A 25836-nucleotide genomic window follows, 5' to 3' on the forward strand; every position below is an offset into this window, starting at 1 on the left:
AGGAATCACCAAGGCTAAATTCGGAACGCTCACGAGAGGAGAGCATTAGCCAAAACGATCTCCCTATTCAGGTTATCAGTGAGTCATAACCCTCGATTATGAGATAGAGAGTAGCAGCCATAAGCCCCGAAGGGGCGGAGTTAAACGTAGTTGGGAAGCCTTTCGACAAAACAGAAGAACCCAAGCCTCTCTACTGAGTGGCTTGGGTTTGTTAGAGTTTTGGCTAGGGCCTAGGGGCCTAGGAGCTTTTAGGAGCCCGACAGATCAGTACCCCGCTGCCCCTTTCCAAGTGCCGCCGCAAGGGCCACCATTTTTTTCGGATTCAACCATGATATCTCGGCCATCCATCGTAACGACGGGAGCGTAGTACTCAGAGATCTTGGCGATATCGCCCTTCGCGTAGTGGCAAATCCACGAGCGACGGAAACGGTCTTTTGACCGGTTCGGGCCCGAACCGTGAATCACGTTACCATTAAAAAAGAGCGTATCGCCTGCTTTCATGTGAGCTGGGATTGGCTTCAGCCCCTTTGGAATAGGCACCTTATGAGGCGTATAACTTATGTTGAGGTCGGCAATATCCGGACAGACTAAGTCGGTATTCTGCGAGTTGGGAACGACCATTAAGCCGCCATTTTCGGCATCGCAATCATCGCATGCGGTCCACGCGGCCATACAGGTGCCAGGCGAAACCAAGATATAGAAGTTGTCTTGATGCATCGCCTGCCCGCGCGCACCGGGAGGCTTAAAGTAATACATGGTTTGGGTCCCAACGGGCTCTCCGCCGAAGAACTTTTCAATATATACCCGTATCTTGGGGTGCAAGAAGTAGGCCCGGGCTTTTTCGTTAAAACGATGCGCGTGCATCACACGCGGCCACACCGCCAACGGATCCACCTGATCTTTGTTATCGGCTCTATCATCTTCATCCCGCCAGCCATCCAGCTTACCCGGTTCGTAAAACCCTGGGACGCCACCATCGGCATGCATCTTCATGAAGGTTGAGTTAAGCTCCTCAATTTCTTCGGGGGAAAAGTTTCCGCGAGCGATAAAGTAGCCATCACGGTGAAAGGCCTCCGCCGCAGCGGCGAGATCGGCTTCAGTTACGTGAGCGGCATCTAGCACGGCAGGCTGAGTCGCTGAGTATCCCTTAGCAGGGATTTCTTTTTCGGGTGTTTGTGGGGACATAAAATAGGGGGTTCCGGCTCTACTTACTGCCAATCTCTCCAAAAGTCAAAGTCTAGTTGGGTTTACACGGAGAGCCGGTAAATAACGATCTAGGTGAGGAAGCTAACTCAGTTGCTGCGGCTCTCCCTTGCGTGGGGCCAGAAAACCGTTTGCCTCGCTCGACTCGCTACATGGCCATTCAGCTTTACGATTCACTGACCCGCACGCTCAAACCGCTCGCTGCCTCGCAGCTCGATGGCGTCTTCCGCTTCTACAATTGCGGCCCGACCGTCTACGCACCCGCCCACATCGGCAACTTCCGCACCTTTATCGTTAACGACATCCTGCGCCGCCTCCTCGAACTTGAGCTTGGTGCGGACAAAGTCCATCATGTGCGCAACCTCACCGATGTCGACGACCGCACCATTCAGCAGACCCGCAAAGAAGGCCGCCCGCTTGCCGAAATCACCGCCCACTGGACGGCCAAGTTTCACGCCGACTGCGACGCGCTCGGCTGCCTGCCGCCGCATGTCGAGCCCACCGCCACCGGCCACATCCGCGAGCAAGTCGACATGATTGAGTGCCTCATGGAAAGGGGCAACGCCTACCGCGCCGCCGACGGCTCCGTTTACTTTCGGATAAACTCCTTCCCCGACTACGGGGCGCTCTCGCGCATTAAAGACCGCGAGCTCAAAATCACCAACGAGGCCGCCGACTCCGACCACAAAGACTCCGTCTCCGACTTCGCCCTCTGGAAGGCCTACAAGCCCGAAGAAGACGGCGACGTCCAGTGGCCCGGCCCGCGCGGCGCAGCGGCAGGCCGCCCCGGCTGGCACATCGAGTGCTCGGCCATGATTAAGAAACACCTCGGCGAAACCATCGACCTGCACACTGGCGGTGTAGACCTGCTCTTCCCGCACCACGAAAACGAGATTGCCCAAAGCCAATGCTGCAACGGCGGCACGACCTTTGCCCGCCACTGGTATCACAGCGAGCATCTGCTCGTGGACGGCACCACGATGAGCAAGAGCAAGGGCAACTACTACACGCTCTCCGACCTCACCGCCAAAGGCTACTCGCCGATGGCCGTCCGCTACGCGCTGCTCTCGGGCCATCCGCGCAAACAGCTAAACTTCACGCTCGACTCGCTCCACGCCGCCGAGCGCGCGCTAAAGACGCTCCGCAACTTTCGCGCAAAACTGGCTGCGAAGCCTGCGAGTGACCTACCAAGCCGCACAGCAGAAACGAGCCCTTCATCGACGCGGGCCAGCGAGCCCGCGCCGACAAAAGGGGTCGAAGCCCTTTTTAACGCGTTACACGACGACCTGAACACGCCCGCCGCACTCGGCGCGCTCTTCACGCTCGTCAATCGCGGGGCGGACGCCACCGACGCGCCGAGCCTCGCCGACTTCGACCGTGTGCTCTTCGCGCTCGGGCTCGACCTGAGCGAGGCGAAAAACGTCGACCAAGCCGCGCCCGAAATCCCCGCCGAAGTCACCGCACTCGCCGAGCAACGCTGGGCCGCCAAGCTCGCCAAAGACTGGGGAAGCGCCGATGCTCTGCGCGCCCAAATCGCCGCGCTCGGCTGGGCCATGCGAGACCGCAAAGACGGCTACTCACTCGAACCACAGAACTAAAGCCCACCCGCGCAATTCCACACCTCAACAACGCGCCAACCCGTGTTGCCGAGCCACTCGCCCACACGGGTTAACCGCTATTTCCGGCCTTCCCGCAGCGCTTCCCTTCCCTTTTTTTAAACACACACAAACAAAACGCATTCCGCTACACACGCCGACTCGCGCCACGTAGTTAAAAACCACTTACACTGATGACCCCGCTCGAAGAAATCCGCCACTCTTGCTCCCACGTCCTTGCTTCCGCCGTTTTGCGGCTCTTCCCCGACGCCAAGCTCGACATCGGCCCGCCCACCGACACCGGTTTTTACTACGACCTCGATCTCGACCACAAACTCAGTGCCGAAGACCTCGTGCGCATCGAGGACGAGATGCGTAAAATCGTTAAGGAGAACCAAGCCTTCGTGCGCAAAGAAGTCCCCCGCGACGAAGCCGCCGCCCTCATCCGCCAGCTCGGCCAAGAACGCTACAAACTCGGCCGCCTAGCCGACATCCCCGAAAACGAGGCCATCACCTTTTACACCAACGGCGACTTCACCGACCTGTGCGGCGGCCCGCACGTCCGCTACACCTCGAAGCTCAAAGCCTTTAAGCTGCTCTCAATCGCCGGCGCCTACCACCGCGGCAACGAGAAGAACAAACAACTCCAGCGCATTTACGGCACCGCCTTTGAAACCAAGGAAGAACTCGCCGCGCACCTCGAACGGCTCGAACAAGCCCGCGCCCGCGACCACCGTAAACTCGGCAAGGAGTTAAAACTCTTTCACATCGACGAGGAGGTCGGCCAGGGGCTCGTGCTCTGGTTGCCCAAAGGCGCGGTCATTCGCCAAGAGCTGCAAAACTTCATCTCCGAAGAGCTGCGCAAACAAGGCTACTCGCAGGTCTTCACGCCACACATCGGGAAACTCTCGCTCTACAAAACCAGCGGCCACTTCCCCTATTACAAAGACTCGCAGTTCCCCGCGATCGCCGAGCCCGATGCGCTCGCACAGCTCGCCGATTGCGGCTGCTCCTGCGCGGAACTCACCGCGCGGCTCGAAGGCGTCTCGCGCCAACTCGCCGACGGGCTCAACGCGCGCAGCGGCCAAACGTTAATCGAAGACGAGCGCGTGATGGATCCCGAGCGGCTGCTCGACGGCTTCCTGCTCAAGCCGATGAACTGCCCGCACCACATCAAGATCTTCGCCTCGCAGCCACACTCGTATCGCGACTTGCCCGTGCGCTTGGCCGAGTTTGGCACCGTCTACCGCTGGGAACAGTCCGGCGAGCTCAACGGCATGACCCGCGTGCGCGCCTTTACCCAAGACGACGCACACATCTTTTGCACCGAGAGCCAAGTGGCTGAAGAACTCATCGGCTGTCTCGCGCTCGTGAAGACCGTGCTCACCACGCTCGGCATGGGCGACTACCGCGTGCGCGTCGGCCTGCGCGACCCCGACTCCGGCAAATACACGGGAGACGCCGCGCATTGGGACAAAGCCGAAGAGGCCTGCCGCCAGGCTGCGCGCTCGCTCGGCATGCCCTTCACTGAAGAGCCCGGCGAAGCTGCCTTTTACGGGCCGAAAATCGACTTCGTCGTGAAAGACGTGATCGGGCGCGAGTGGCAGCTCGGCACCGTGCAAGTCGACTACAATCTCGGTGTGCGCTTCGACCTCAGCTACATCGGCGCGGATAACCAAGCGCACCGCCCCGTCCTCATCCACCGCGCGCCCTTTGGCTCGATGGAGCGATTCGTGGGCGTGTTGATTGAGCACTTCAACGGCGACTTCCCGCTCTGGCTCGCACCCGAACAAGTCCGCATCCTGCCCATCAGCGATAAAGTCGCCGACTACTCGCGCGCACTCCTCGCCAAACTCCGCGCTGCCGACATCCGCGCAACGCTCGACGAACACAGCGATAAACTCGGCGCAAAAATCCGCCGTGCCGAGTTGGAGAAAATCCCGCACACGCTAGTGATCGGGCAAAAAGAAGCCGAGCAGGAAAGCCTCTCGCTGCGCTCCCGCGCCCTCGGCGACGAAGGCACGCTGCGGGCCGACGACTACCTCGCCCGCCTCAAACACGAAATCGCCAGCCGTGCGCTCCCGCCCACTCGGCAGCAGCCTTAGGCGGCTTTATTTGGCGCGCCGGCCCTTAGCGGCGCGTCACGCACACAGCTCCACTGCCTCGTCCCAATGTCACCTTTCGAGCCACTCAGCTTTGCTGCTGCCGATAAAGCCGAAGCAGCGCCGCAACCCGAGTGGAGGCCTGCTCTCGACGCACTCATGGGCTCGCGCCACGGCGGGCGCGTCCACGAGCTACTCGCCGCGCTAAGCGATCTCGATGCCCGCTACCCCAACATCGCCGAAATCAACTACCAACTTGCGTGGACTTACGAAGTCCTCGATCGCGAAACCGAGGCCGTCCCGCTTTACGAAAAAGCAATCGCACTGGGGCTTCCCGAAAACGAGTTGTGCGGCGCGCTCTTGGGGCTCGGTAACACGCTGCGACTGATTGGCAAAACCGCGCGAGCCGTCGAAGTCCTTCGCAGCGCGAGCGCGCAATTCCCCGACAATAAAGAGCTAGATGCCTTTCTCGCGCTCGCGCTCCACGCAGCAGGCGAGCCTACGGAGGCATTGCGCACACTCATCGACATCCTCTGCGAAACGAGCGAAGATACCGGCATCACCGCCTACCAGCGCGCCCTGCGCCACCATGCCAGTAGGCTCTAACGCGTTTTGCGCCAGCCCTGTGGCAGCCCAAAATCAGGTGACGCAACAAATCAGCAACTCCTACACAAGCCTCCCACCTGTTCCCTTGCACGAACAGGTAACCCCAACTGCTCTTTTTGTTTCATGATACGGCAGCTCTTCTCATGTTTCGCATCGATTCTCCTCTTGGGAGGTGCCCTAGGCTGGACGCCCGCGCCAAGCGCTCCAGCAACCGGTGCCACCTTAGAAACTTGGCGCGGCCCGGAAACCATAGGGCAAATCACCGAAGCTGCGATTAACGAAACCAGCGGCTTGGCGGCTTCCTTGCACACGGAAGGACTCCTTTGGGCCCACAACGATAGCGGTAATGAACCCGTGCTTTATGCCATAGGCCCTAGCGGCGACTGCCTCGGCTCCGTGCGAATCGAGGGCGCAGTGAATCGCGATTGGGAAGACATCGCTTCCTACGAAATCGACGGTCGTGCCTACCTCATCATCGGAGATATTGGCGATAATAACGCCGTACACCCCGAGTGCGTGCTCTATGTCATTGCTGAGCCCAGCCCCGACGAACTCTCCCCAACACGTCAGCTCACCGTCACGCCCGAGCGGGTCATCCGCTACGTCTACCCAGGCGGCCCGCGCGATTGCGAATCGCTCGCCGTCGATAGCTGCGAGCGCTCCATCTACCTCATCTCCAAACGCACCCAGCCCCCCATTCTCTACCGACTACCGCTCTTCCCCGAAGACACCAGTAAGCACCCGCTCATCGCCGAAGACACCAGCAAGCGCCCGCTCATCGCCGAAGAGCTCGGCCCCATAAACGGCATTCTGCAGCCCAGCGGCCTCCTCTCAAAAATGTCAGTCCCTTGGGGCAAATGGCGCGGGCAACCCTGTAGCCTCGATATTAGCCCCGACGGCAAAACGGCCGCCCTCCTCACCTACGGCGAAGTTTACCTCTACGAACGCCAAGAGGGTGAAGACTGGGCCTCCACCTTCGCCCGAGGCGGGCACGCACTCGCCGCGCACAATCTCCCACAAGCCGAGGGACTCTGCTTCTCTCGCGACGGCCAATCGCTCTACGTCACCACCGAGGGGAGCCCCGCCCCACTCCTCCGCTACACAACACGCAGTACGCCTGACCACGCACCAAAGCGCAAGCCTCGCCGTTCACGGCGAGGTCAAGCGAGGCAGTCTTTTTATGGAGCCGAAGGCTCCCCTAGCTTGTGGAGGAGAAGCTCCGACCGCAGGGTCGGAGTTCTTCACACCGCCCAATAGTGAGTCTTACCAAAACCCAAGTTCAGCGACTGCGCGCACTGCGCGAAAAAAAAATGCGTGAGGCGCACGGCCTTTTCGTCGTCGAAGGTGAAAAAGTCGTCAGCGAACTCCTCGCCGCAAACTTCGCGCTCGAAGCGCTTTACGTCACGCCAGCCTGGACGGGCCCGCGCAACCATCCGCAATTTCACGAACTGAACCCGGCCGAAATGGCTCGGGTAAGTCACTTCCCCACCCCATCCAGTGCTCTCGCTGTAGGCCGCATCCACCGCCCGCCTCTCCCCGAAGCCGCTCTGCACAGCGGCCTAAGCCTCGTGCTGGACCGCATCCAAGACCCGGGAAACGTTGGCACGCTCTTGCGCCTCGCCGATTGGTACGGCCTCGCACGCGTCATCCTCTCTCCTGACTGCGCTGACCTATTTTCGCAAAAAGTCATCAACGCCAGCAAAGGCTCCTTCGCACGCGTTCTCTGCTACACCACCCCACTCGCGCCACTCCTTGCCACTACACGCCAAGCCGCGCCCACAGTCCCCATTCTCGGCTGCGATTTAGAAGGCGATAACGTCCACACCACGCAACCGCTACACGACGGCGTTATAATCATCGGCAGCGAAGGCCGGGGGCTCTCTCCCGAACTCCGCCCACACCTCACCGGAGTTATCACTATCCCGCGTTACGGAGCCGCCGAGTCGCTCAACGCCGCACTTGCCGCCGCAATTATCTGCGATCGCCTCGCCCTCCCTCCAAAGTAGCTCACGCTAGACCATCCCCACGATTCGACCCGTTTAACTGCGATTTTTTGCCGTTAACCACTTCCCGACTCTATCACTGGGCTGCTCAATCCAGCGATAAGCCACCGCCCCGACGGCAAAACACAGCACAAGCAGTCCCACTACGTAAACGGGTAACGGCCAGCCGTGTAGAATAAAAGAAAGCCCGCCGGGGTTATTGGATGCTATGAAATTGCGAACACCAATAATGATTAAAAAGTGGAACAGATACGTTGAATAGGTCCAACGGCCCACAGCCGAAAGCCAGTTAATACGGATAGGCGTCAAAACCACCCAAAATAGAAAGCCAATAACCGCAAACAGGAGTGACAATCCGAATCGAGTCTCCACACGCCCCCACTCATTGGATCCTCCGTAAATAAAATAGTATAGCCCTATTATCACGAGTGGAGCGGTAACGAGCCCTATTGCCAACGATCGTGACCAGTTCACCCCCTTCATCGGAACAAACTCAGTATACTTCGAGAAATCGAAACGGAGTATTTCCCGACACACAGCTCCCCAAAACATCACCATGATAGAGGGAATAGGGGAGTATTGTGGAGCGGCTCCCACGGGGAAAGCGCCCCAAGTAGTACACAGAACAAGCGAGATATAGCCGAAAAGGAGAAGTCTCAATCTAAGCCGCCCAAAAATCATAAATAAAAAGGCGAGCGTAATGTAAAATATCAGCTCCACCTCCAGGGTCCAGAAGTGAAGAAATCCATGTGCCCACCCCAAACCTGCAAAGCGTCGAAGACTGGGCAACATCGTCGCATCCCACGGCAAACGCTCAATAGGATAACTGAAACCCCAGAAACAGGTCATGAGCAGCACCAACCAGTAAGCAGGGTAAAGTCGCCAGAACCGGCGCAGGGCAAAACGTTTTACGCCTTCCCAACGCCCCCCTCGCAAGGAACTTGGGATTACAAAACCACTAATCGCAAAAAACATCAACACCGCGAGCCGCCCCATTCTCAAATGGGTTATCCATTCTCCGCCCTGTGAAATCCCCTGAAACAAATCCGGCGCATGGGATATGACCACTAGGCCGCAGGCCACGGCTCTCAAGCCATCTACTTCGCTAAAGCGTTGGATTGTTTGGGGGTTAGAAGACATGTAAATTCCCACCGGTAGCTACATATTTACCGCAGGGCTCCAACGTAAAAACTCAACAGTAAATCCCCACCGTGACTACAGATTTACCGCAGGGCTCCTTGAATTTAAAAACTCAACAGTTCAGCCCTAGGCGCAGGCTTGAGAAAGCGCACTTCTAACGAACCGCTGCGAAGCGCTGCGCGAGTAATTCCACGATTAATGGATGCGTTGCGAGCGGCTCGGTCTGCACTGTTCGCACGCTCGCTAACACCGCATCCACACCCGCAGCTTCCGCTGCCCGTGCGCAAATTTGCGCGATGTCGCCGCTCGGACCGGCGTGTCGGCCGGGGAGCAAAAAGAGTTGGGCAACGATAATCAGCGGCCGCCCCCCCGCGCTGTCTCGCCACTGTTCGCGCGCGAGCTGCGTTTCCAAGAGCGGTTCGTTAAAGGCGTAATCCGCGCCCGGGCGTCGCTCCATGCTACACGCCGCGACTTCGGCCACTCGGGTATCGCCACTGAGCAGCGCAGCAAGCTGTGCCGCCACCTCGTCGCGCACGGCAGTGACTTCGCGGGCAGGGCTTCCGTGGTCAACGAGTGCCACGCGGACGCGCCCTCCGGTTTCCGGTTCGCCGCTCAGCACCGGCGTTTTCTCCGCTTTGCCGATTTCACTCAACACGCGGTGAACTCGATCCGCCAAAATTCGCGCCAAGGTATCGTCTCCGGCGGCGTGCAAAACGGGCGCGATTCGCACGCGCAAATGGGGAAACTCCCCACGCAGCGTATCGATAAGTTTGGGCAACGCGCGCGTCACCGCCCGGCTCGGCCCGATAAAGAACGGCACAATCACAAACTCGCGTTTGCCCGCCTCGCCCGCGCGCTCGTCACCGCACACGCGCTCGCACGGGTCAGCGCGCTCCAACTCTTCGCGCAAAAACGACTCGACGCACTGCGCCGCTACGCCTCCGAGCGCGGCAGCCGGAATCTTGTCCGAGTGTGCAAGCGAAACCGGAAAAATGGGCCGCCCGACTCTCTGCGCCAGCCGCCTCGCCACCTCGCGCAACGCGAGCACCACAGCCGGCTCCAACGAGCCATTATCGACGAGTAAGACTTTCACAGCGCGACCGGCACTTGAGAAATCACGGACTCCCAATGCGAAGTGCCGGAGCCGGCGAGCCGTACCACCTGCCCGACAATAATCAGCGAGGGCTTTCCCTTAAGCTGCTCGGCAAACTGCGCCGCCTCGGCGAGCGTGGTCGTATACAGCTCTTGGCTGCGAAGTGTCGCATTGGCCACGATGGCGACAGGCGTCGTGCCCTGTGCGCCGCCATCAATCAGCTTTCCCACGATTTCCGCCAAGCGCCGCACGCCCATGTAAATGCATAAGGTCGCACCGCTCGCGGCCAGCGCGGGCCAGTTAACCCCCTCCTGCTCCGGCCCTTTTCCGGCGCACTCGTGCCCCGTCACAAACACGACTGACGACGCGTGTTCTCGATGCGTAAGCGGCACGCCAATACTCGCCCCGGCCGCCACCGCCGCCGTCACGCCCGGGACGATTTCGTAAGCAATTCCGGCTTCCGCCAACACCGCAATCTCCTCGCCGCCGCGACCAAACACCAACGGGTCGCCGCCCTTTAGCCGAACCACATGCAGCCCTTTGAGGGCCTCCGAAACGAGGATCTGCGTAATCTGCTCCTGCGGTAGCGAGCGACGCCCGCCGCGCTTGCCCACATAAATCCGCCGCGCCTCGTCCGGGCAAAAATCCAATAGCTCCGCATTCGCAAGGTCGTCATACACGACCACATCCGCTTGCGCGAGAAGCCGCTGCCCGCGGATCGTCAGCAAATCGACCGCGCCCGGCCCCGCGCCCACTAAACTCACCCGCCCTCGCTCAGCTCGGGGCGATTCGAGCGGAGCCGCGGCAGGCGCCTGCGTTCTGACATAATCTAAACTTTGTTCTTTACTCATCTACTTAATTAGTAAGTTTAGTGCATAACTAAATTAATCAATCCCTTTCTTCTCCCACTTTCCTCCATGAGCACTGCTACTGCCACACCCGCCAGCACCGAAGCCCCAAAACTCAGCAAAAACGAGCTTTTAAAAGACGCCGCGCCCACACTCGCCGGCAACCTCGCCGCCACCATGGCTGACCCGGCCGCGGACCGGTTTTCGGAAGACGACACGCAATTCCTCAAATTCCACGGGGCCTACCAGCAGGACGACCGCGACCTGCGCAAAACCGGCAAGAAGTTTATGATGATGATCCGTGCGCGGATCCCCGGCGGCGTCATGACCGCCAACCAGTATCGCGTCTTCGACGATCTCTCGACCGAATACGGCAACAACACCATGCGGCTCACGACGCGCCAGAGCATCCAGTTTCACGGTGTGCTGCTCCACGGGCTCGGCCCACTCATCAAGCGCATCAACGACTCGCTGCTCTCGACGCTTGCCGCCTGTGGCGACGTCAACCGCAACATCACCGCCTCGCCCACGCCCGCGACCACCCGCGCCCGCGAACTCGTTTACCAAGACAGCGTGCGCCTCGCCGAAGCCCTCGCCCCGCAAACCAAGGCCTACCACTCGATCTGGATCGACGGCGTGCAGCTCGACCTCGACGACCCGGAGAACAAAGACTTTGTCGACCCGCTCTACGGCAAAACCTACCTACCGCGCAAATTTAAGACCTCGCTGGTCATCCCGCCCGTCAACGACATGGACGTGCTGACCAACGACCTAGGCTTCATCGCCATCACCGAAGGCGACACGCTCCTCGGCTACAACGTCGTCGCAGGCGGCGGCATGGGCCGCAGCCACGGCCAAGTGCAAACTTTCCCGCGCCTCGCCAGCCTCATCGGCTTCACCAAGCCCGAAGACGTCATCGAAGTCGCCAAAGCCGTCCTCACCATCCACCGCGACTACGGCGACCGCACAAACCGCAAGCACGCGCGGCTCAAATACGTCGTCCAAGAAAAAGGGGCCGAGTGGGTCACTGCCGAGGTCAACCGCCGCACCGGCGGGCTCCTCGCCGCCGCACGCCCCTACGAGTTCACCACCACCGCCGACCTCTACGGCTGGAACCGCGCGGTCGATGGCAGCCTCTTCCTCACACTCTACGTGCAGACTGGCCGTATCAAAGACAGCGAGGGCCACGCACTGAAAACTGCGCTCCGCCAAGTCGCGGAAAAATTCCCGCACATCGAGTTCCGCCTCTCGGCCAACCAAAACGTCATCCTCGCCAACATCCCCGAGGCTGATCGCGCCGCCATCGACGCGCTGCTCTCCAGCCACGGCGTAAAGACCGCCGACCAGGCACCCATCCTCCACGCCGCCTCGATGGCCTGCCCCTCGCTGCCCACCTGCGGACTCGCCCTCGCCGAATCCGAGCGGATGCTGCCGGGCCTCATTGACCGGATCGCCACGCTCGGAGGCTCCCTCGGGCTAGGCGGCGAAGAAATCATCATCCGCTCCACCGGCTGCCCCAACGGCTGCGCACGCCCCTACATGGCCGAGCTCGCCTTCGTCGGCAAAGCCCCCGGCCGCTACCAAGTCTGGATCGGCGGTAACGCCTCTGGCACCCGCCTCAACCGCGTGTTTAAAGAGATGATTAAGGAAGCCGACGTGGAGACCGAGATCGGCCCGCTCTTTGCCCGCTGGAAAGCCGAGCGCGTCGCGAACGAACGTTTTGGCGACTTCGCCGCGCGCGTCATCTGGCCCGAACTCGAAATCGCCCAGGCTGCCGCCGCGGACGAGGCGCGCAAGAAGGCCGCTGCCGCCGCCGCGTCCGCAACTACGCCTGCGCCCGCTCCTAAACCCAAACTCGTGGAAGCTTAACAACGCCATGTCCACTGCACCCAAGATTTCGCTCTCCATTTCCACCGATCAGCTCGCGACCCTGAACCGCGAACTGCGCCACAAAAGCCCGCTCGAAATCATTCGCTGGGCGATCGCGCAGGTGTCTGGCCAAGCCATCGTATCGACCAACTTTCGCCCTTACGAAGCCGCGCTCTTGCACCTCGTCACCCGCGCCCAACCCGACATCCCCGTCCTCTGGGTAGACCACGGCTACAACCGCCCCGCGACCTACACACACGCCGAAGCTCTCCGCGCCCAACTCGGGCTCAACCTCAAGCCCTACCTTCCGCGCATCAGCGCGGCGCACCGCGACGCCATTTACGGCCCCGTGCCCAGCCTCACCGACGAGTTCGGGCTAAAAGCCTTTAGCGCCCAAATGAAGCTCGAACCCTTCCAGCGCGGAATGAGCGAGCTCGCGCCCAAGCTCTGGATCACCGCGCTGCGCCAAAGCCAAAATCCGGGTCGCGCCGAACTCGATATCCTCTCCGAAGACAAAAACTTCGGAACGCTCAAACTGAGCCCGCTCTTTTATTGGAGCGACGCACAACTCGACGCCTACCTCGCCGAACACCAACTCCCCAACGAGTGGGACTACTTCGACCCGGCCAAAGCCGACGAAAAACGCGAATGCGGCCTACACGCCTCTTGGGCGCGCGCAGACCGTTTCGTTGGTGGCTCGCCTGATGGCGGCTCGCCGTCAGCCGTTTCCAACGCCGCAGCCTGACGGTCGTAACCCAAAACGGATTCCGGCCTCCCCAGTTTTTCATTTCTCCCAATTTCCCCGACCTCCCCTTGCCCGCTCGTGAGCAACTACCACCTCGACCACCTCCAGTATCTCGAAACCGAAGCGATTCACATCATGCGCGAAGTCGCCGGTGAGTTTGAGCGCCCCGCGATTCTCTTCTCCGGCGGCAAAGACTCCATCTGCCTGTTGCGGCTCGCCGAAAAAGCCTTTCGCCCCTCGGACATCCCGATGCCGCTGCTCAACGTCGACACCGGACACCACTTCCCCGAGCTCAACACCTTTCGCGACGCCCGCGCTGCCGAACTCGGCGGCAAACTCATCGTGCGCAAAGTCGAAGACGCGATCGCCAGCGGCATCGCCACGCCCGCCCCGGGCGAAGTCTCGCGCAACCGACTCCAAATCCCGACGCTCCTAGCCGCCACCGAAGAATTTCGCTTCGACTGCTTAATCGGTGGCGCGCGCCGTGACGAAGAGAAAGCCCGCGCCAAGGAGCGCTTCTTCTCCTTCCGCGACAGCTTCGGCCAGTGGGATCCGAAAAACCAACGGCCCGAAATCTGGAACCTCTACAACACCCGCGTAAACTCCGGTGAGCACATGCGCGCCTTCCCCATCTCGAATTGGACGGAGATGGATGTGTGGGAATACATCAAACGCGAGCAACTCGCCGTCCCCACGATCTACTTCACGCACACTCGCCAATGCGTGCGCCGCAGCGGCCAGTGGTTGCCCGTCACCGAGCTGGCCCCGCCCAAGCCCGGCGAAACCGTTCGCGAACTCGGTGTGCGCGTCCGCACCATCGGCGACATCATCTCCACCGGCATGATTGAGTCCCCCGCCGACGATGTGGACGACATCCTCGCCGAACTCGCCGCCGCCCGCATCACCGAGCGCTCTTCGCGCGCCGACGACCGCAGCGCAGAAGCCGCAATGGAAGACCGTAAAAAAGCCGGGTATTTCTAAACGCACTACACACGACGTGCCAACTCGTCGCTGCTGCCGCGCACCAAGTCTCCCTCCCACCATCCCTCTTTCGCAATGTCTCTGACCGCTACGCCCGAATTCGCCGCCCACGCCTTAACGCCCCCAGTTGATTTGTTACGCTTCAACACCTGCGGCAGCGTCGACGACGGCAAGTCCACACTCATCGGCCGCCTCCTCTACGACTCGAAGTCGTTGATGGAAGACCAACTCGAAGCGCTCGAACGCTCCGCCGACCTCACCGGCGGCGGCCAAATTAACCTCGCCAACCTGACCGACGGACTCCGCGCCGAGCGCGAGCAAGGCATCACCATCGACGTCGCCTACCGCTACTTCGCGACCCCGCGCCGCAAGTTCATCATCGCCGACACCCCCGGCCACACCCAATACACGCGCAACATGGTGACGGGGGCCTCCACAGCCAACCTCTCCATCGTCCTCGTCGATGCGCGCAGCGGCGTCATTGAGCAAAGCCGCCGCCACACGGCAATCGCCTCGCTCCTACGTATCCCACACCTCGTCGTCGCCATTAACAAAATGGACCTAGTCGGCTGGTCGCAGGAGCGCTTTGAGGAAATCCGCGCCGACTTCGAGAAATTCCTCCCACGGCTCGATATCCAAGACGTCAAGTTCATCCCCATCAGCGCGCTCAGCGGCGACAACGTCGTCAGCCTCTCCGACAAGACGCCTTGGTATACCGGCCCCAGCCTGCTCGGCCATTTGGAAACCGTGCACATCGCCAGCGACCGCAACCTCCAAGGCCTGCGCCTCCCCGTGCAATGGGTTAACCGGCCCAACCGGCCCGACGACCCCGCGCTGCACGACTTTCGCGGAGTCAGCGGCCAACTCGCGGGCGGCCTCGTCCGGCGCGGACAACAAGTCGTCGTCTTGCCCAGCGGCATCACCACACGCGTGCGCGCCATCCACACCCATGACGGCGAGCTCGAAGAAGCCTTTTGCCCGCAATCCGTCACGCTACTCCTAGAGCACGACATCGACATCAGCCGCGGCCAAATGATCGTCGGCCTCGAAGATCTCCCCGGCGCAGGCACCGAACTCGCCGCAAAAATCTGCTGGATGCACCCGCGCGCCCTCACCGCCGGACGCAAACTTTTACTCAAACACACCTCGCTCACCACCCAAGCAATCGTCAGCGCGATCACCCACCGCATCGACATCACCAGCCTCGAACCCGGTGAGGCACCCGATGGGCTCGGCCTCAACGACCTCGGCGAAATCCGACTGCGCACGGCGACGCCCCTCGTTTACGACGGCTACAAAACCAATCGCCAAACGGGAGCCTTCATCCTGATCGACCCAGCGACTCACGCGACCTTGGCCGCCGGCATGCTCCTGCCGCCCAAGGCAATCGTCCGCCCCGACGAAGACGGCGACTGGGTGATTTAACCGGCTGCCGACGCGCTTTGTTCGGCAGGCCGCCCATCGGAGGCGTCATCAACTTTATCCGCGCGTCGCCTCGGCAGGGCGAAGCTTACTGAGACTTCGCCCTAACCGGCCCCTGCGTTAGCAGGGAGATCCGGTTGCGAGCCTCAGCGGGCCGCGAGGTAAATGCCCAAGGGCACGACTTTAGATATGGATGGCTTCGCCGAGTGAGGCGGCGGCCGCTTCCATCAGGGCTTCGCTCAGGGTCGGATGCGCGTGAATCGTGCGGTGCACGTCTTCGACGGTCGCCTCCATCTCAATCGCCAAGCCGTACTCAGCGATAAGCTCGGTGGCCTCGGAACCGATAATGTGCGCGCCGTAAATCTCGCCCGTTTTCGTATCGGTAATAATTTTCACAAAGCCCTCGCTCTCTGCCGAGGCGACCGCCTTTCCGGAGGCCGTGAAGGGGAATTTACCGACCTTGTAAGAGAGGCCCTTCTCCTTGGCGGCTTTTTCGGTGAGCCCGATGCTCGCCACTTGCGGCTGGCAATAGGTGCAACCAGGAAAGTTGCGCACACGGTGCGGCGTGCCGTGGCCGAACATTCCGTTAACCGCGCTCACCGCCTCGAAAGTCGCCACATGCGCGAGCCAAGGCGGACCGATAATGTCGCCCGCCGCGTAAACGCCTTTAACGCTGGTTTGGTAATCGTCGCCGACTTTTAGGTAACCGCGTTCGAGCTCGGGCTTCACGCTCGGCGCCAGTGCCCCATCGAGATTGGGCACGACACCGATTGCCGAAAGGAGCACCTCGGCCTCGAGTGCGCTCGTCTTATCGCCACTCACCAGGTCGAGCGTGACGGAGTTTTTGCCGACACGGAAGTTTTCGCACTTGGTGTTTGTGTGGACGGCGATGCCGAGTTTCTCGAACGAGCGATGGAGCTGGCGCGCGATCTCCTCGTCCTCAACGGGCAGCACTTGCGGGAGCATTTCGACAAGCGTCACCTGCGCGCCGAAGGCGTTGTAAAAGTAAGCAAACTCCACGCCGATCGCACCCGCACCGACGATGACCACCGACTTGGGCAGCCGCGTAGCCGCCAGTGCTTCGCGCGAGGTCATGACGCGCTCGCCATCGTAATCGAGCCCGGGGATCCGGCGCATCTGGCAACCCGTCGCAAGCAAGATGTTCTTTGTCCGCAGAAACTCGCCCTTTCTCTCGCCTTCGACCACGGAGACCATACCAGGGGCACTCACTTGGCCCCGCCCTACGAGGTACTCGACTTTGTTTTTCTTAAACAAAAACTCGATGCCCTTGGCCATTTGGGCGGAGACGCCGCGCGAACGCTCAACCACTTTCGCAAAGTCAAAGGACAGCCCCTCAGCACGCAGTCCATAAACCTCGGACTTCTGCATCTTGGCGTACAACTCGGCACTCTTGAGCAAGGCCTTGGTGGGGATACAGCCCCAGTTAAGGCAAGTGCCGCCCGCCCGCTCGGCCTCGATGCAGGCTACCTTTTTGCCGAGCTGTCCGGCCCGAATAGCCGCTGCGTAGCCCGCCGGGCCTCCGCCAATCACCACCAAGTCGTAGGTCGTTTCAGCCATGTTATGTATTGGGATTAAGTATTGAATTTGAGGTTCTGCGCAAAAGCTCAGCGGGCCACCTCGCAGCGTCAACCTCGTAGAAATCGACCCCATTTTGACCACTAACCAAAGCGCGCACCTCGCCGTTCACGGCGAGGTCAAGCGAGGTCATCGTCATAGGGAGCCGAAGGCTCCTCTAGCTTGTGGAGGAGAAGCTCCGACCGCAGGGTCGGAGTTCTTCACATAATAAGGATTGCACGCCCACGGGAGTCTCCCCTTCTTCACTCAGTTAGTGAAGATTTCGGTCAAAGTAGACTATGCCTGTCGTGTGCTCGCTGAGATGGCGCGGCTCCAAGGCAGCGGAGAACTCGCGCAAATCGACCATTTGGCGAAAACCGAGGCCGTCCCCGCCAACTTCCTCGCCCAGATCCTCAGCGAATTGCGCAACGCAGGGCTCATCATCAGTAAACGCGGCATCCAAGGCGGCTATGCCTTGGCCCGCCCCGCCGACCAAATCTCGCTCTACGATGTTATGGTAGCGATTGACGGCGACCTGCTGGAACTGAGCGGCAACCACAAAGGCCGCAGTGGCCCACGCGTTAAGGAGATCTGGCTCACCCTACGCGAAACGCTCCACACCCAAGCCCGCGCCCATACCCTCGATACCTTTGTCATCAAGGAAACCGCCGACATGTATCATATCTAACAGAAGGCGCGGAGCCGCCTCAGCCTCCCTCCTCTCTGCGCAACTTCACTTGACTCTCGCCAAAATCCACAATTCATTAGAAACCTTATGTCCTCACTAATCTTTAACGACATCGTCTCCACCATTGGCAATACCCCCTTGGTCAAGCTCAACCGCAGCGCGGCTGGGCTCGCGGCCGACATTTACGTAAAAACGGAATTCTTTAACCCCCTCGCCAGCGTAAAAGACCGCATCGGGCGGGCGATGATTGAGGCCGCCGAGCGCGATGGGAAAATCCAGCCCGACTCCGTCATTATCGAGCCCACCTCCGGCAACACGGGAATCGCGCTCGCGTTCGTCTGCGCGGCACGCGGCTACAAACTCATCCTCACAATGCCCGAAACGATGTCTCAAGAGCGCCGGATGCTCCTGCGCATGCTCGGGGCCGAGATCGTTCTGACGCCCGGAGCGGAGGGAATGAAAGGCGCCATCAATCGCGCGGGCGAGCTCCTCGCCGAGCACGGCAAACGCGGCTTCATGCCCCAGCAATTTGAAAACCCCGCCAATCCCGAAATCCACCGCCGCACCACCGCCGAGGAGATTTGGGCGGCCACCGGAGGTAAGATTGACGCCTTCGTCGCAGGCGTGGGCACAGGCGGCACCATCACCGGCGTTTCGGAAGTCATAAAGGCGCGCAAGCCCGACGTGAAGACCTTCGCAGTCGAGCCGAGCGCCAGCCCGGTCATCTCCGGCGGCAAACCTGGGCCTCACAAAATCCAAGGCATCGGCGCAGGCTTCATCCCGAAAAACCTCAACACCGCAATCATCGACGACATCATCCAAGTCAGTAATGAAGATGCGCTCGAAACCGCACGCCAAACCGCACTGCTCGACGGCATCCTCGGCGGCATTTCGACCGGCGGCAATATCTGGGCCGCAATCCAAGTCGCCAAGCGGCCCGAGTTTGCGGGTAAGACCATAGTCACCGTAGCCGCGAGCTTCGGCGAGCGCTACCTCTCGACCGCACTCGCCGAAAAGGCTCGGCTCGAAGTCGCCTCGTAAGCAGTAAGCACTACACGCATCACACAAACTACGGTTTACACCTTTATCTCAAACGGCGCGCCCAAACGGGTGCGCCGTTTTTTTTTCGCCCCCGGTTTCGCTCCTAGTTACGAAATGAGCCAAAACCCGCTCCTTGTTTTTGCGCAGAGGCTGCGCACAGTCGGCGGTCCTCCTCCATGAATCTCGACCCAATCCAAGACGCACTGCTGGCCTCCTACCAGCGCGACGGCGGCATCAACCACCTCGACGGCGTAAACCTCCCCGCGCAGGACTCGGTCAACTCGCTCGCCGTCGATGTCATGCACCTACTTTTCCCCGGGTACTTCGAGGAAGCCGGGCTTACGAAAGAGCAAGTCCCCCAGCATGTGCGCCGACTGCTCGGGCGGATTCATGCGCGACTCGTCGGCGATGTGGTGAAGTGCCTGCGCTTCGCCAACGAAAACGAAGCGGAGCAAAAGGCCGAGCAACGTGTCGCCGAGGTGCTCAAAGCCCTGCCTGAGCTGCGCCGCATCGTGCAAACCGACGTCGTCGCCGCCTACCACGGCGACCCCGCCGCACACAACGTCGAGGAAATCATCCTCGCCTACCCCTGCGTCCTATCGATCTCACTCCAACGCTTTGCTCACCTACTCCACAAACAAGCCGTGCCGCTCTTACCACGCATGCTTACCGAGTTTGGGCACGAACGCACGGGTACCGACATCCACCCTGGCGCGCAAATTGGCACGCACTTCTTCATCGACCACGGCACGGGCGTCGTCATCGGTGAGACCGCACGCATCGGCAACCACGTAAAACTCTACCAAGGCGTAACGCTCGGCGCGAAGTCCTTCGAGGTCGACCTAGACGGCAACCCCGTAAAAGGGATCAAGCGCCACCCCGACATCGGCGACCACGTAACCATCTACGCCCATGCGACCATCCTCGGCGGTGAGACGCACATCGGCCAAAACTCAATCATCGGCTCGAATGTGTGGATTATGAACTCGGTGCCTGCCGACTCAGTCGCCTACTACAAGGGCGAAAACCTCATCGTGCGCTCACGTAACGCACAGGACCAATTTGTAGAAACCGCCGAGACTCTCCACTGGGTCATTTAGGGCCCGTTCCCACTTCAAACGCGCGCCGCACCGCTGCGCTTTTTTCCACTACGCGTGGAGCGGCGGTCAGTGACCGCTTCCATTTAATTTGGGAATTGGCCTCGTCGCTTCGCGACGAAACCAATTCCCAAATTTGAAAGCATTCCCCCCTGTCGCGTTGCGACAGGGAAGGCTCTATTTCAAAATCGCGATTTGTGTTCGGGAGGCAAAGCCTCCGAACCAAATCGCGATTTAAATGGGAGTGGCAGCATGCCACCGCCCCACGCGTAGTGGAAAGAGTGCCCCTAGCAAAATCTGCGCAGCAGCCACGTATTATCTGCAGCGGATGGGGTCTTGCGTATCCGAACAAGTTCCCGCGTGCTCCGTAGTTACGTTTCTCGAACTCATGCCCGAACCCACGCTTCCCCCTGCTGTGCAGACGCCCGCCAAAGAGCAGCCCGCACGCGCCACAGCCTCCCTCCTTCGCCGCGCGGCCACGGCGTTTGTCCAATGGTTTGATTCCGACTATTGTCCTGAAGGCGCAGAAAAGATGCGGGCCGAGCCCGACCGCGTCGACTGGGTGCGCGTGATGCCTTTTGTATTTTTGCACCTCGGCTGCCTCGGCGTGATCTGGGTCGGCGTGAGTGCCTTCGCTATCTACGCTGCGATCGCACTCTACTTCATTCGCATGTTTGCGGTCACTGGCGTGCACCACCGCTATTTCTCGCACAAAACCTACAAAACCTCGCGCTTCGGGCAGTTCCTGTTGGCGGTCTTTGCAGGAACCACTGTGCAACGCGGCTCGCTCTGGTGGGCCTACCACCACCGCCACCACCACCAGCACAGCGACGAGCCGGAGGACGTGCACTCGCCGCATCAGCACGGCTTTCTGTGGTCGCACATCGGCTGGATTACCAGCCGTCGCAATTTCCCGACCGACTACAGCAAGATCAAGGACTTGGCGAAATTCCCCGAGCTCGTGTGGCTCAACCGCTTCGACCTCGTCGTGCCGGCACTCTACGCCGCCGCGACTTACGGACTCGGTGCGCTGCTCGCGCACGCCGCGCCGCAACTCGGCACAAATGGCCCCCAAATGCTCGTCTGGGGCTTCTTCATTAGCACGACCTTCCTGTTTCACGGCACCGGCTGCATCAACTCGATGGCACACATCATCGGGCGTCGCCGCTTCAAAACCAGCGACGACTCGCGCAACAGCGCGATCCTCGCCGTCATCACACTCGGCGAAGGCTGGCACAACAACCACCACCGCTACCAAGCCTCCACGCGAAACGGGTTTTATTGGTGGGAGATCGACCCGACCTATTACCTACTCAAGCTGCTCTCTTACACCGGCTTCATTCACGGGCTAAAACCCGTGCCGCAGAGCGTCCTTGAGGAAGGCGCACGCAACGATCACCACGACTCGGTCGAGGCCGCCGAAAAAGCCGCGCAAGCCGTCCTGCCCTCCTCCACGCTGCGCCGCGTCGTCCCCACCGCAGCGGCAATCGCCGTCGCCACCGCTCAGGGACCAGTCGCCCCAGCCGTTGACCTCGCGGGAACAACGCAAGACGCCACACTCGCTTCCCCGCCTAGCGGCGAGGGCCAGCTAAAATAACCGCGGAGTCGCGAACGCGTTCATTGGGCGAGCTGATCGTTGGCAGCGCGTCAGGCTCCCCCGATATTTTTTCAGGTTTCGCAGCGCGACCTCGAAGGGCTTGGGCAGCGAGGCGTGCAGCGTCAACGCCTCGCCCGAGTCAGGATGCCTCAAGGTCAGCCCGCTCACATGGAGCGCGACTTGCGTAATCATAGGCCGCTCCGCTTCGCTGCCTTTTACGCCTTTGTAACCGCGCTTAAAATCCGAGAGCAGGAGCCGTTCGTCGAGAAGGCCATAAGTCGGATCGTTTAAGACCGGCAGCCCGGCGGCAGCGAGGTGGACGCGGAGTTGATGGCGGCGATTACTGCGCGGGCGACACTCCAAAAATGCAAAGCGGCCAAAACGCTCCAGCACACGAAACTCGCTAAGCGCGGGCTCACCGCCATTGCGCCGAAAGGCACGCATCCGGCCCGGGGCCTCACGGTCGCTCCCAATCCACCAATCAATCGCAAACTCGGCGGGCACGCCAGCACTGGGGTCAAGACCGCCAAGGCTCATGTGCGTGTCGCCGCCACTCGTCGCGCATCGGGGCCGGTCGGCGGGCTCGGGCAGCACGACGCAAAACGCATGGTAGATCTGCTCGACCGATTTTGACTGAAACTGCCCGCTCAAAAAATCCAGTGCGCGCTTCGTCTTTGCAAAGACGAGTAAGCCACTTGCCGCCGGATCGGGATTGTGGACTCGCCTTAGCCCGTCGGCCACCAGAGCAGCCAACTCGCCACTCGGTTTATCGATGGCGACGAGCGACGCGTCCTCGAAAACGATTTTCGACTGCTCCGTCCGCACAGGCGCGAGAAAAGAGAGCTGAGGCGGCACGCGCCTTAGTTCAGTGCAGCGCGGATAAGTTGCTCGTAGTCTGCCGTCTCCATTGAGCCGACCTTGTGGTGCACCACGTTGCCCTCGCGGTCGATAAGGAAGGTCGTGGGAATCGCTTGGATCGGGCCCGCAACCGAAGCAAAGGCATCGACGATGTCGCCATCGCCCATCACGAGCGGGTAGTTGATTTGGTGCTTGGCGGCAAAGGTGCGGACTTTGGCTTCGCTGTCTTTTCCTCGGTCGAGCGACACGCCCACGATGACGAGATCGTCGCTTCCATACTGCTGTTGCAGCGACACGTAGCCCGGGATTTCCTTCACACAGGGCGGACACCAAGTCGCCCAAAAGTCCACCACAACGACCTTGCCCTTGAGAGAGGCCGCACTGATTGGCGCACCCTCCAAGTCGACGAGCTCCCATTCGGGAGCAGTGCCGAGGAATGACAACTGCGCGGCGGACGATGCGGAGGCGGCTTCCTCGGCTTCGCTCTTGTTAGGCGAGTAGGCCAAAAAAGCGAAGATCGCAGCAATCACGACGTAAGCGACGACGCGGAAACGGAACCAAGGGGACTTCTTTTCCATAAGTCCGAGAAGTGGAGACGAAACGCCCGCGCCGACAAGCCCGAAGCGGGGCAATCTACGCACCGCCTAGATCAAGTGGGGAGATTGTGCCCGAGCGTCTCGATGAATTTGCGCATGGCGGGCGTCAGCACACGGCCTTTGCGGTGCAGAATCGCGAGCGGACGCGTGAAGTTTTCCTCGCGGAAAGGCACGGCCGCCAGCGAGCCTTGCTTTACCTCCTGCATGACCGTCGCGTAAGGCACGATCGCGATGCCGTGGTCGATCTCGACGGCTCGCTTCACCGTCTCGATGTTGTCGAACTCCATGATCGGATCGAGCTCGATGCGGTGGTCGCGGAAAATCATATCGACCGCCTTGCGTGTGGGAATGTCGGGGTCAAAACCGATGAAGCGTTGCCCGACCAAGTCCTTGAGCTCCACATCGACACGGCGAGAGAGTGGATGCGTCGGGTGCGTGATGAGCATCAGCTTATCCTCGCGGAAGGGCAGGATTTCGATTTGGCGGGTTTTTACCGGGAAGGCGACGAGGCCGAAGTCCACTGAGTTATGCAAAATGTCCTCATAGACGAGGTTCGAGCGGCGATACTCCACGCGCACGTTGACCGAGGGGTAGTCCTGCAGGAACTTCTTAATGTAGGGCGGCAGCTCGTGCAGCCCGATGGAGTAAATGGTCGAGATCCGGATCGTGCCGCTGATGACCTTCTTCAGCTCTTGAAGCTCACTTAGCAGCTTTTCGTAGGTATGGAGGATGTCCTTGGCCGACTCATAAACCTGCTGGCCCTCGCGTGTCAGTTGGAACTGCTTTTGGCTACGGTCGATTAGCAGCGATTTAAAATGCCGCTCCATCGCACGCGCTTGCTGACTGACCGCCGACTGCGTGATCCCGTTGAGCTTTGCTGACTTAGAAAAGCTCTTCGTTTCGACTAGGTCGGCGAAGATTTTGAAATTCTCAATTTGCATAGCGAGTCGAGCTGTAGCGCAGCATAAAATCCCCTAATCCCCAATCACTAATATTAGCTACAGCAATTCCTGCGCAGTGTTTTTGCAAAATAAGCCGCGTTTAAGACGGAACTCCCCTCGCATTCGCTAACCTGATGAGTGCTGACGCAAACGCTCCCCCCTCAAAAAAGACGGAGCCCAGCCACTTCGCCCGGCTGCCCCGAGAAAAGGGGGGCTTAAATTTAAGTGCATTTTCTTATTGTCGCACTACGTAGATTTTGCACAGTGGACCCTTTTTTCCGTCCCTAGCTACCCCCTATCCCCTTAACAGCTTCCCTCTTTTGGAGCAGTGCAATCAGCTCCATAAGCCTCAGTTTGCTGCCCGTTTGTAGCAAGCTGTTTCTTCTAACCTCACCTACACAACCTATGCTTCCCCGCCTAAAAAGTAGCGTACTCTCGGTACGTGTATTCGCATCCTTGTCGATGCTTGGCCTCGCAGCCTACGCCCAGCAAACCTCAGACCAAAGCGACGAGGACATCGTCCGACTCTCGCCCTTCGCAATCCAAGAGAGCGCAAATATGGGCCGTTACCAAGCCGCCCAAGCCAGCTCGGGCAGTCGGATTCGGATGGACTTGATGGACTCGACACAAAGCATCTCCGTCCTCACTAACGAATTCCTCAATGACATCGGCACCGCCCAATTGATGGATGCAGTCAAATATGTCGCGGGAATCGGGGGCAGCAACAACCCCGACATCTTGGACATCATGAGTATCCGTGGCTTCCAAAACTGGGAAATGGTAACCGTCGATGGCTTTGGCCAAACCAGCCTCATCAACCTCGATCCAATCATTATTGAGCGCATCGAGGTCGTAAAAGGTCCCAATGCTATTATTGCCCCTCAAGGACTACCGGGAGGCCTGGTCAACAACGTGACTAAACGCCCGCTTTTTAAAAATAGTAGTTCCGTCTCCTATCAAGTCGGCCGCTACGACTCCAATCGCGCCGAAATCGATGGGAACTATGTTGTAAACGACAAGCTCGCCTTGCGCGTGGTCGGGGCCTTCACCGATGCCGATCGGTATGCAAAGGAAAAGTATTCCCAAAATCTTACGGTAATGCCGATGCTCACCTATCGGATCAGCCCGACCACCGAGCTTACGGCACAAGTTATGGTTTACAATGCGACGGCAACGATGACGAACACTCCCGCGTCTTTCTATGCATTGGGCCGCAGCAACGTCCATATTATGGAAGGGCTCTCGCGCGACTTCGCACTGGCAAACCGTAACGATAACCGCCACGAGAGCGGCCAAAGGGCACAGTTTTTCCTCACTTCTCAAATTACCGACAAACTCTCTATGCGACTGGCCGGCAAGTGGGCTCAGTCGGCTTCTCACTCAAGCGAAATTCATCCCGGCCTCCCCCGTGATGCAAATGGTAACCCAATTCCCCAGCCAATCGAGGTCAACCTCATCACTGGCGAGTGGGAGTGGGATGGGGTCACCCGCCTTGACGACCCGCTCTTCATCCCTTCCGGGGCTAAAGATTTGACTGACCGTCACAACGCAAACCTGCAAAACGACTTCGTCTTCGAGCACTTAGGCCAAGGCTGGAAGTCGCAAACCGTCGCCGGCTTCGCAGTTAATTATATAAGCTCGAGTGGAGGCTATAAAAATGCGTTCGCTGTGCCCGTTAATGGCTCGAACCTCTTCGACTTGACTGACAGCAGCTTCACCCCTGTTTCCTACACAGTCGAGCCCGATTGGGTAGCCCACAATTCGCTGCGCAATCGCAGCCACCAAGTCTACCTCTACCAAGTACTCAACCTCTTTGATGACCGGCTGGCACTCAGT

The 25836-nt window shown here is 59.9% G+C and carries 21 protein-coding genes and 1 pseudogene; 14 read left to right on the plus strand and 8 right to left on the minus strand.

Annotated elements, in window-relative coordinates; translation table 11 throughout:
• Nucleotides 1-264 precede the first annotated feature (264 nt).
• Nucleotides 265-1185: a phytanoyl-CoA dioxygenase family protein gene (locus tag AXK12_RS02580; RefSeq protein WP_082782587.1), complete on the minus strand. Its 921-nt coding sequence runs from the start codon at nucleotides 1183-1185 to the stop codon at nucleotides 265-267.
• Nucleotides 1186-1334: 149 nt separating this feature from the next.
• Here AXK12_RS02580 and cysS point away from each other — a divergent pair, with 149 nt between their 5' ends.
• From cysS to AXK12_RS02605, 5 genes are all read left to right on the plus strand, one after another.
• Complete coding sequence (cysS, locus tag AXK12_RS02585) at nucleotides 1335-2801, plus strand: cysteine--tRNA ligase (protein WP_231863497.1); 1467 nt, start codon at nucleotides 1335-1337, stop codon at nucleotides 2799-2801.
• A gap of 191 nt (nucleotides 2802-2992) precedes the next feature.
• Complete coding sequence (gene thrS / locus AXK12_RS02590) at nucleotides 2993-4903, plus strand: threonine--tRNA ligase (protein WP_068711216.1); 1911 nt, start codon at nucleotides 2993-2995, stop codon at nucleotides 4901-4903.
• Nucleotides 4904-4969: 66 nt separating this feature from the next.
• Nucleotides 4970-5506 (plus strand): tetratricopeptide repeat protein, encoded by a 537-nt coding sequence (locus AXK12_RS02595; protein WP_068711217.1) that lies wholly within the window; start codon nucleotides 4970-4972, stop codon nucleotides 5504-5506.
• Between the two features lie 165 nt (nucleotides 5507-5671).
• The gene (locus AXK12_RS02600) at nucleotides 5672-6763 is read left to right on the plus strand and encodes a hypothetical protein (RefSeq protein ID WP_156468807.1); all 1092 of its coding nucleotides are present in this window, start codon (nucleotides 5672-5674) and stop codon (nucleotides 6761-6763) included.
• Nucleotides 6763-7512, plus strand: coding sequence for a TrmH family RNA methyltransferase (locus tag AXK12_RS02605; RefSeq protein WP_231863498.1), 750 nt, complete (start codon nucleotides 6763-6765; stop codon nucleotides 7510-7512). The genes AXK12_RS02600 and AXK12_RS02605 overlap by 1 nt, the downstream gene beginning before the upstream one ends.
• A 33-nt stretch (nucleotides 7513-7545) precedes the next feature.
• Here AXK12_RS02605 and AXK12_RS02610 read toward each other — a convergent pair whose 3' ends face one another.
• The 3 genes from AXK12_RS02610 to cobA all read right to left on the minus strand — a co-directional run bounded on the left by AXK12_RS02610 (nucleotide 7546) and on the right by cobA (nucleotide 10593).
• The gene (locus AXK12_RS02610) at nucleotides 7546-8649 is read right to left on the minus strand and encodes an acyltransferase family protein (protein WP_082782588.1); all 1104 of its coding nucleotides are present in this window, start codon (nucleotides 8647-8649) and stop codon (nucleotides 7546-7548) included.
• 154 nt (nucleotides 8650-8803) lie between these two features.
• Nucleotides 8804-9742, minus strand: coding sequence for a sirohydrochlorin chelatase (locus AXK12_RS02615; RefSeq protein ID WP_197456967.1), 939 nt, complete (start codon nucleotides 9740-9742; stop codon nucleotides 8804-8806).
• Nucleotides 9739-10593 carry a uroporphyrinogen-III C-methyltransferase gene (gene cobA / locus AXK12_RS02620; RefSeq protein ID WP_082782589.1) on the minus strand — a complete coding sequence of 285 codons (855 nt, stop codon included), beginning with the start codon at nucleotides 10591-10593 and terminating at the stop codon, nucleotides 9739-9741. Before cobA ends, AXK12_RS02615 begins: the two co-directional genes overlap by 4 nt.
• 66 nt (nucleotides 10594-10659) lie before the next feature.
• On the opposite strand from cobA, the gene AXK12_RS02625 reads away from it, so the two are divergent.
• The 4 genes from AXK12_RS02625 (at nucleotide 10660) to AXK12_RS02640 (ending at nucleotide 15610) form a co-directional block, all read left to right on the plus strand.
• Nucleotides 10660-12459, plus strand: coding sequence for an NADPH-dependent assimilatory sulfite reductase hemoprotein subunit (locus tag AXK12_RS02625; RefSeq protein WP_068711222.1), 1800 nt, complete (start codon nucleotides 10660-10662; stop codon nucleotides 12457-12459).
• Nucleotides 12460-12466: 7 nt separating this feature from the next.
• Nucleotides 12467-13204: a phosphoadenosine phosphosulfate reductase domain-containing protein gene (locus tag AXK12_RS02630; protein WP_082782590.1), complete on the plus strand. Its 738-nt coding sequence runs from the start codon at nucleotides 12467-12469 to the stop codon at nucleotides 13202-13204.
• A 78-nt stretch (nucleotides 13205-13282) separates the two neighbouring features.
• A complete protein-coding gene (gene cysD, locus AXK12_RS02635) occupies nucleotides 13283-14185 on the plus strand; it encodes a sulfate adenylyltransferase subunit CysD (RefSeq protein ID WP_068711223.1) in 903 nt (300 codons plus the stop codon).
• Nucleotides 14186-14260: 75 nt separating this feature from the next.
• Entirely contained in the window at nucleotides 14261-15610 is a 1350-nt protein-coding gene (locus AXK12_RS02640; RefSeq protein ID WP_068711224.1) for a sulfate adenylyltransferase subunit 1, read from the plus strand.
• A 180-nt stretch (nucleotides 15611-15790) separates the two neighbouring features.
• Here AXK12_RS02640 and lpdA read toward each other — a convergent pair whose 3' ends face one another.
• Nucleotides 15791-17185 carry a dihydrolipoyl dehydrogenase gene (lpdA, locus tag AXK12_RS02645; RefSeq protein WP_068711225.1) on the minus strand — a complete coding sequence of 465 codons (1395 nt, stop codon included), beginning with the start codon at nucleotides 17183-17185 and terminating at the stop codon, nucleotides 15791-15793.
• Nucleotides 17186-17456: 271 nt separating this feature from the next.
• Here lpdA and AXK12_RS02650 point away from each other — a divergent pair, with 271 nt between their 5' ends.
• The 4 genes and pseudogenes from AXK12_RS02650 to AXK12_RS02665 form a co-directional block, all read left to right on the plus strand.
• Nucleotides 17457-17870 carry an RrF2 family transcriptional regulator gene (locus AXK12_RS02650; RefSeq protein WP_068711226.1) on the plus strand — a complete coding sequence of 138 codons (414 nt, stop codon included), beginning with the start codon at nucleotides 17457-17459 and terminating at the stop codon, nucleotides 17868-17870.
• A gap of 87 nt (nucleotides 17871-17957) precedes the next feature.
• Nucleotides 17958-18911, plus strand: a complete 954-nt coding sequence (gene cysK / locus AXK12_RS02655; RefSeq protein ID WP_068711227.1) for a cysteine synthase A — start codon at nucleotides 17958-17960, stop codon at nucleotides 18909-18911.
• A 176-nt stretch (nucleotides 18912-19087) separates the two neighbouring features.
• Nucleotides 19088-20011: a serine O-acetyltransferase gene (locus AXK12_RS02660; RefSeq protein WP_068711228.1), complete on the plus strand. Its 924-nt coding sequence runs from the start codon at nucleotides 19088-19090 to the stop codon at nucleotides 20009-20011.
• Nucleotides 20012-20396: 385 nt separating this feature from the next.
• Nucleotides 20397-21398 (plus strand): annotated as a pseudogene (locus AXK12_RS02665) (acyl-CoA desaturase); the annotation flags it as partial.
• A gap of 198 nt (nucleotides 21399-21596) precedes the next feature.
• Here the strand turns inward: AXK12_RS02665 and AXK12_RS02670 are convergent.
• The 3 genes from AXK12_RS02670 to AXK12_RS02680 all read right to left on the minus strand — a co-directional run bounded on the left by AXK12_RS02670 (nucleotide 21597) and on the right by AXK12_RS02680 (nucleotide 24000).
• Entirely contained in the window at nucleotides 21597-22460 is an 864-nt protein-coding gene (locus AXK12_RS02670) for an RluA family pseudouridine synthase (RefSeq protein WP_068711230.1), read from the minus strand.
• 5 nt (nucleotides 22461-22465) lie between these two features.
• Entirely contained in the window at nucleotides 22466-23041 is a 576-nt protein-coding gene (locus AXK12_RS02675; RefSeq protein WP_068711231.1) for a TlpA family protein disulfide reductase, read from the minus strand.
• A gap of 71 nt (nucleotides 23042-23112) precedes the next feature.
• Complete coding sequence (locus tag AXK12_RS02680) at nucleotides 23113-24000, minus strand: LysR family transcriptional regulator (protein WP_068711232.1); 888 nt, start codon at nucleotides 23998-24000, stop codon at nucleotides 23113-23115.
• Between the two features lie 462 nt (nucleotides 24001-24462).
• Here AXK12_RS02680 and AXK12_RS02685 point away from each other — a divergent pair.
• Nucleotides 24463-25836 (plus strand): TonB-dependent siderophore receptor (locus AXK12_RS02685; RefSeq protein WP_197456968.1); only part of this gene is annotated, 1374 nt, incomplete at its 3' end.

The organism is Cephaloticoccus capnophilus (genome assembly GCF_001580045.1).
Classification (GTDB): Bacteria; Verrucomicrobiota; Verrucomicrobiia; order Opitutales; family Opitutaceae; genus Cephaloticoccus; species Cephaloticoccus capnophilus.

What these genes read in the sequence shown, in the direction of transcription:
- AXK12_RS02595 (WP_068711217.1), top strand. Translation starts at nt 4,970, where the DNA reads ATGTCACCTTTCGAGCCACTCAGCTTTGCTGCTGCCGATAAAGCCGAA.
- AXK12_RS02580 (WP_082782587.1), bottom strand. Translation starts at nt 1,185, where the DNA reads ATGTCCCCACAAACACCCGAAAAAGAAATCCCTGCTAAGGGATACTCA.
- cysK (WP_068711227.1), top strand. Translation starts at nt 17,958, where the DNA reads ATGTCCTCACTAATCTTTAACGACATCGTCTCCACCATTGGCAATACC.
- AXK12_RS02625 (WP_068711222.1), top strand. Translation starts at nt 10,660, where the DNA reads ATGAGCACTGCTACTGCCACACCCGCCAGCACCGAAGCCCCAAAACTC.
- AXK12_RS02610 (WP_082782588.1), bottom strand. Translation starts at nt 8,649, where the DNA reads ATGTCTTCTAACCCCCAAACAATCCAACGCTTTAGCGAAGTAGATGGC.
- lpdA (WP_068711225.1), bottom strand. Translation starts at nt 17,185, where the DNA reads ATGGCTGAAACGACCTACGACTTGGTGGTGATTGGCGGAGGCCCGGCG.
- AXK12_RS02675 (WP_068711231.1), bottom strand. Translation starts at nt 23,041, where the DNA reads ATGGAAAAGAAGTCCCCTTGGTTCCGTTTCCGCGTCGTCGCTTACGTC.
- AXK12_RS02640 (WP_068711224.1), top strand. Translation starts at nt 14,261, where the DNA reads ATGTCTCTGACCGCTACGCCCGAATTCGCCGCCCACGCCTTAACGCCC.
- AXK12_RS02660 (WP_068711228.1), top strand. Translation starts at nt 19,088, where the DNA reads ATGAATCTCGACCCAATCCAAGACGCACTGCTGGCCTCCTACCAGCGC.
- cobA (WP_082782589.1), bottom strand. Translation starts at nt 10,593, where the DNA reads ATGAGTAAAGAACAAAGTTTAGATTATGTCAGAACGCAGGCGCCTGCC.
- AXK12_RS02630 (WP_082782590.1), top strand. Translation starts at nt 12,467, where the DNA reads ATGTCCACTGCACCCAAGATTTCGCTCTCCATTTCCACCGATCAGCTC.
- thrS (WP_068711216.1), top strand. Translation starts at nt 2,993, where the DNA reads ATGACCCCGCTCGAAGAAATCCGCCACTCTTGCTCCCACGTCCTTGCT.
- AXK12_RS02680 (WP_068711232.1), bottom strand. Translation starts at nt 24,000, where the DNA reads ATGCAAATTGAGAATTTCAAAATCTTCGCCGACCTAGTCGAAACGAAG.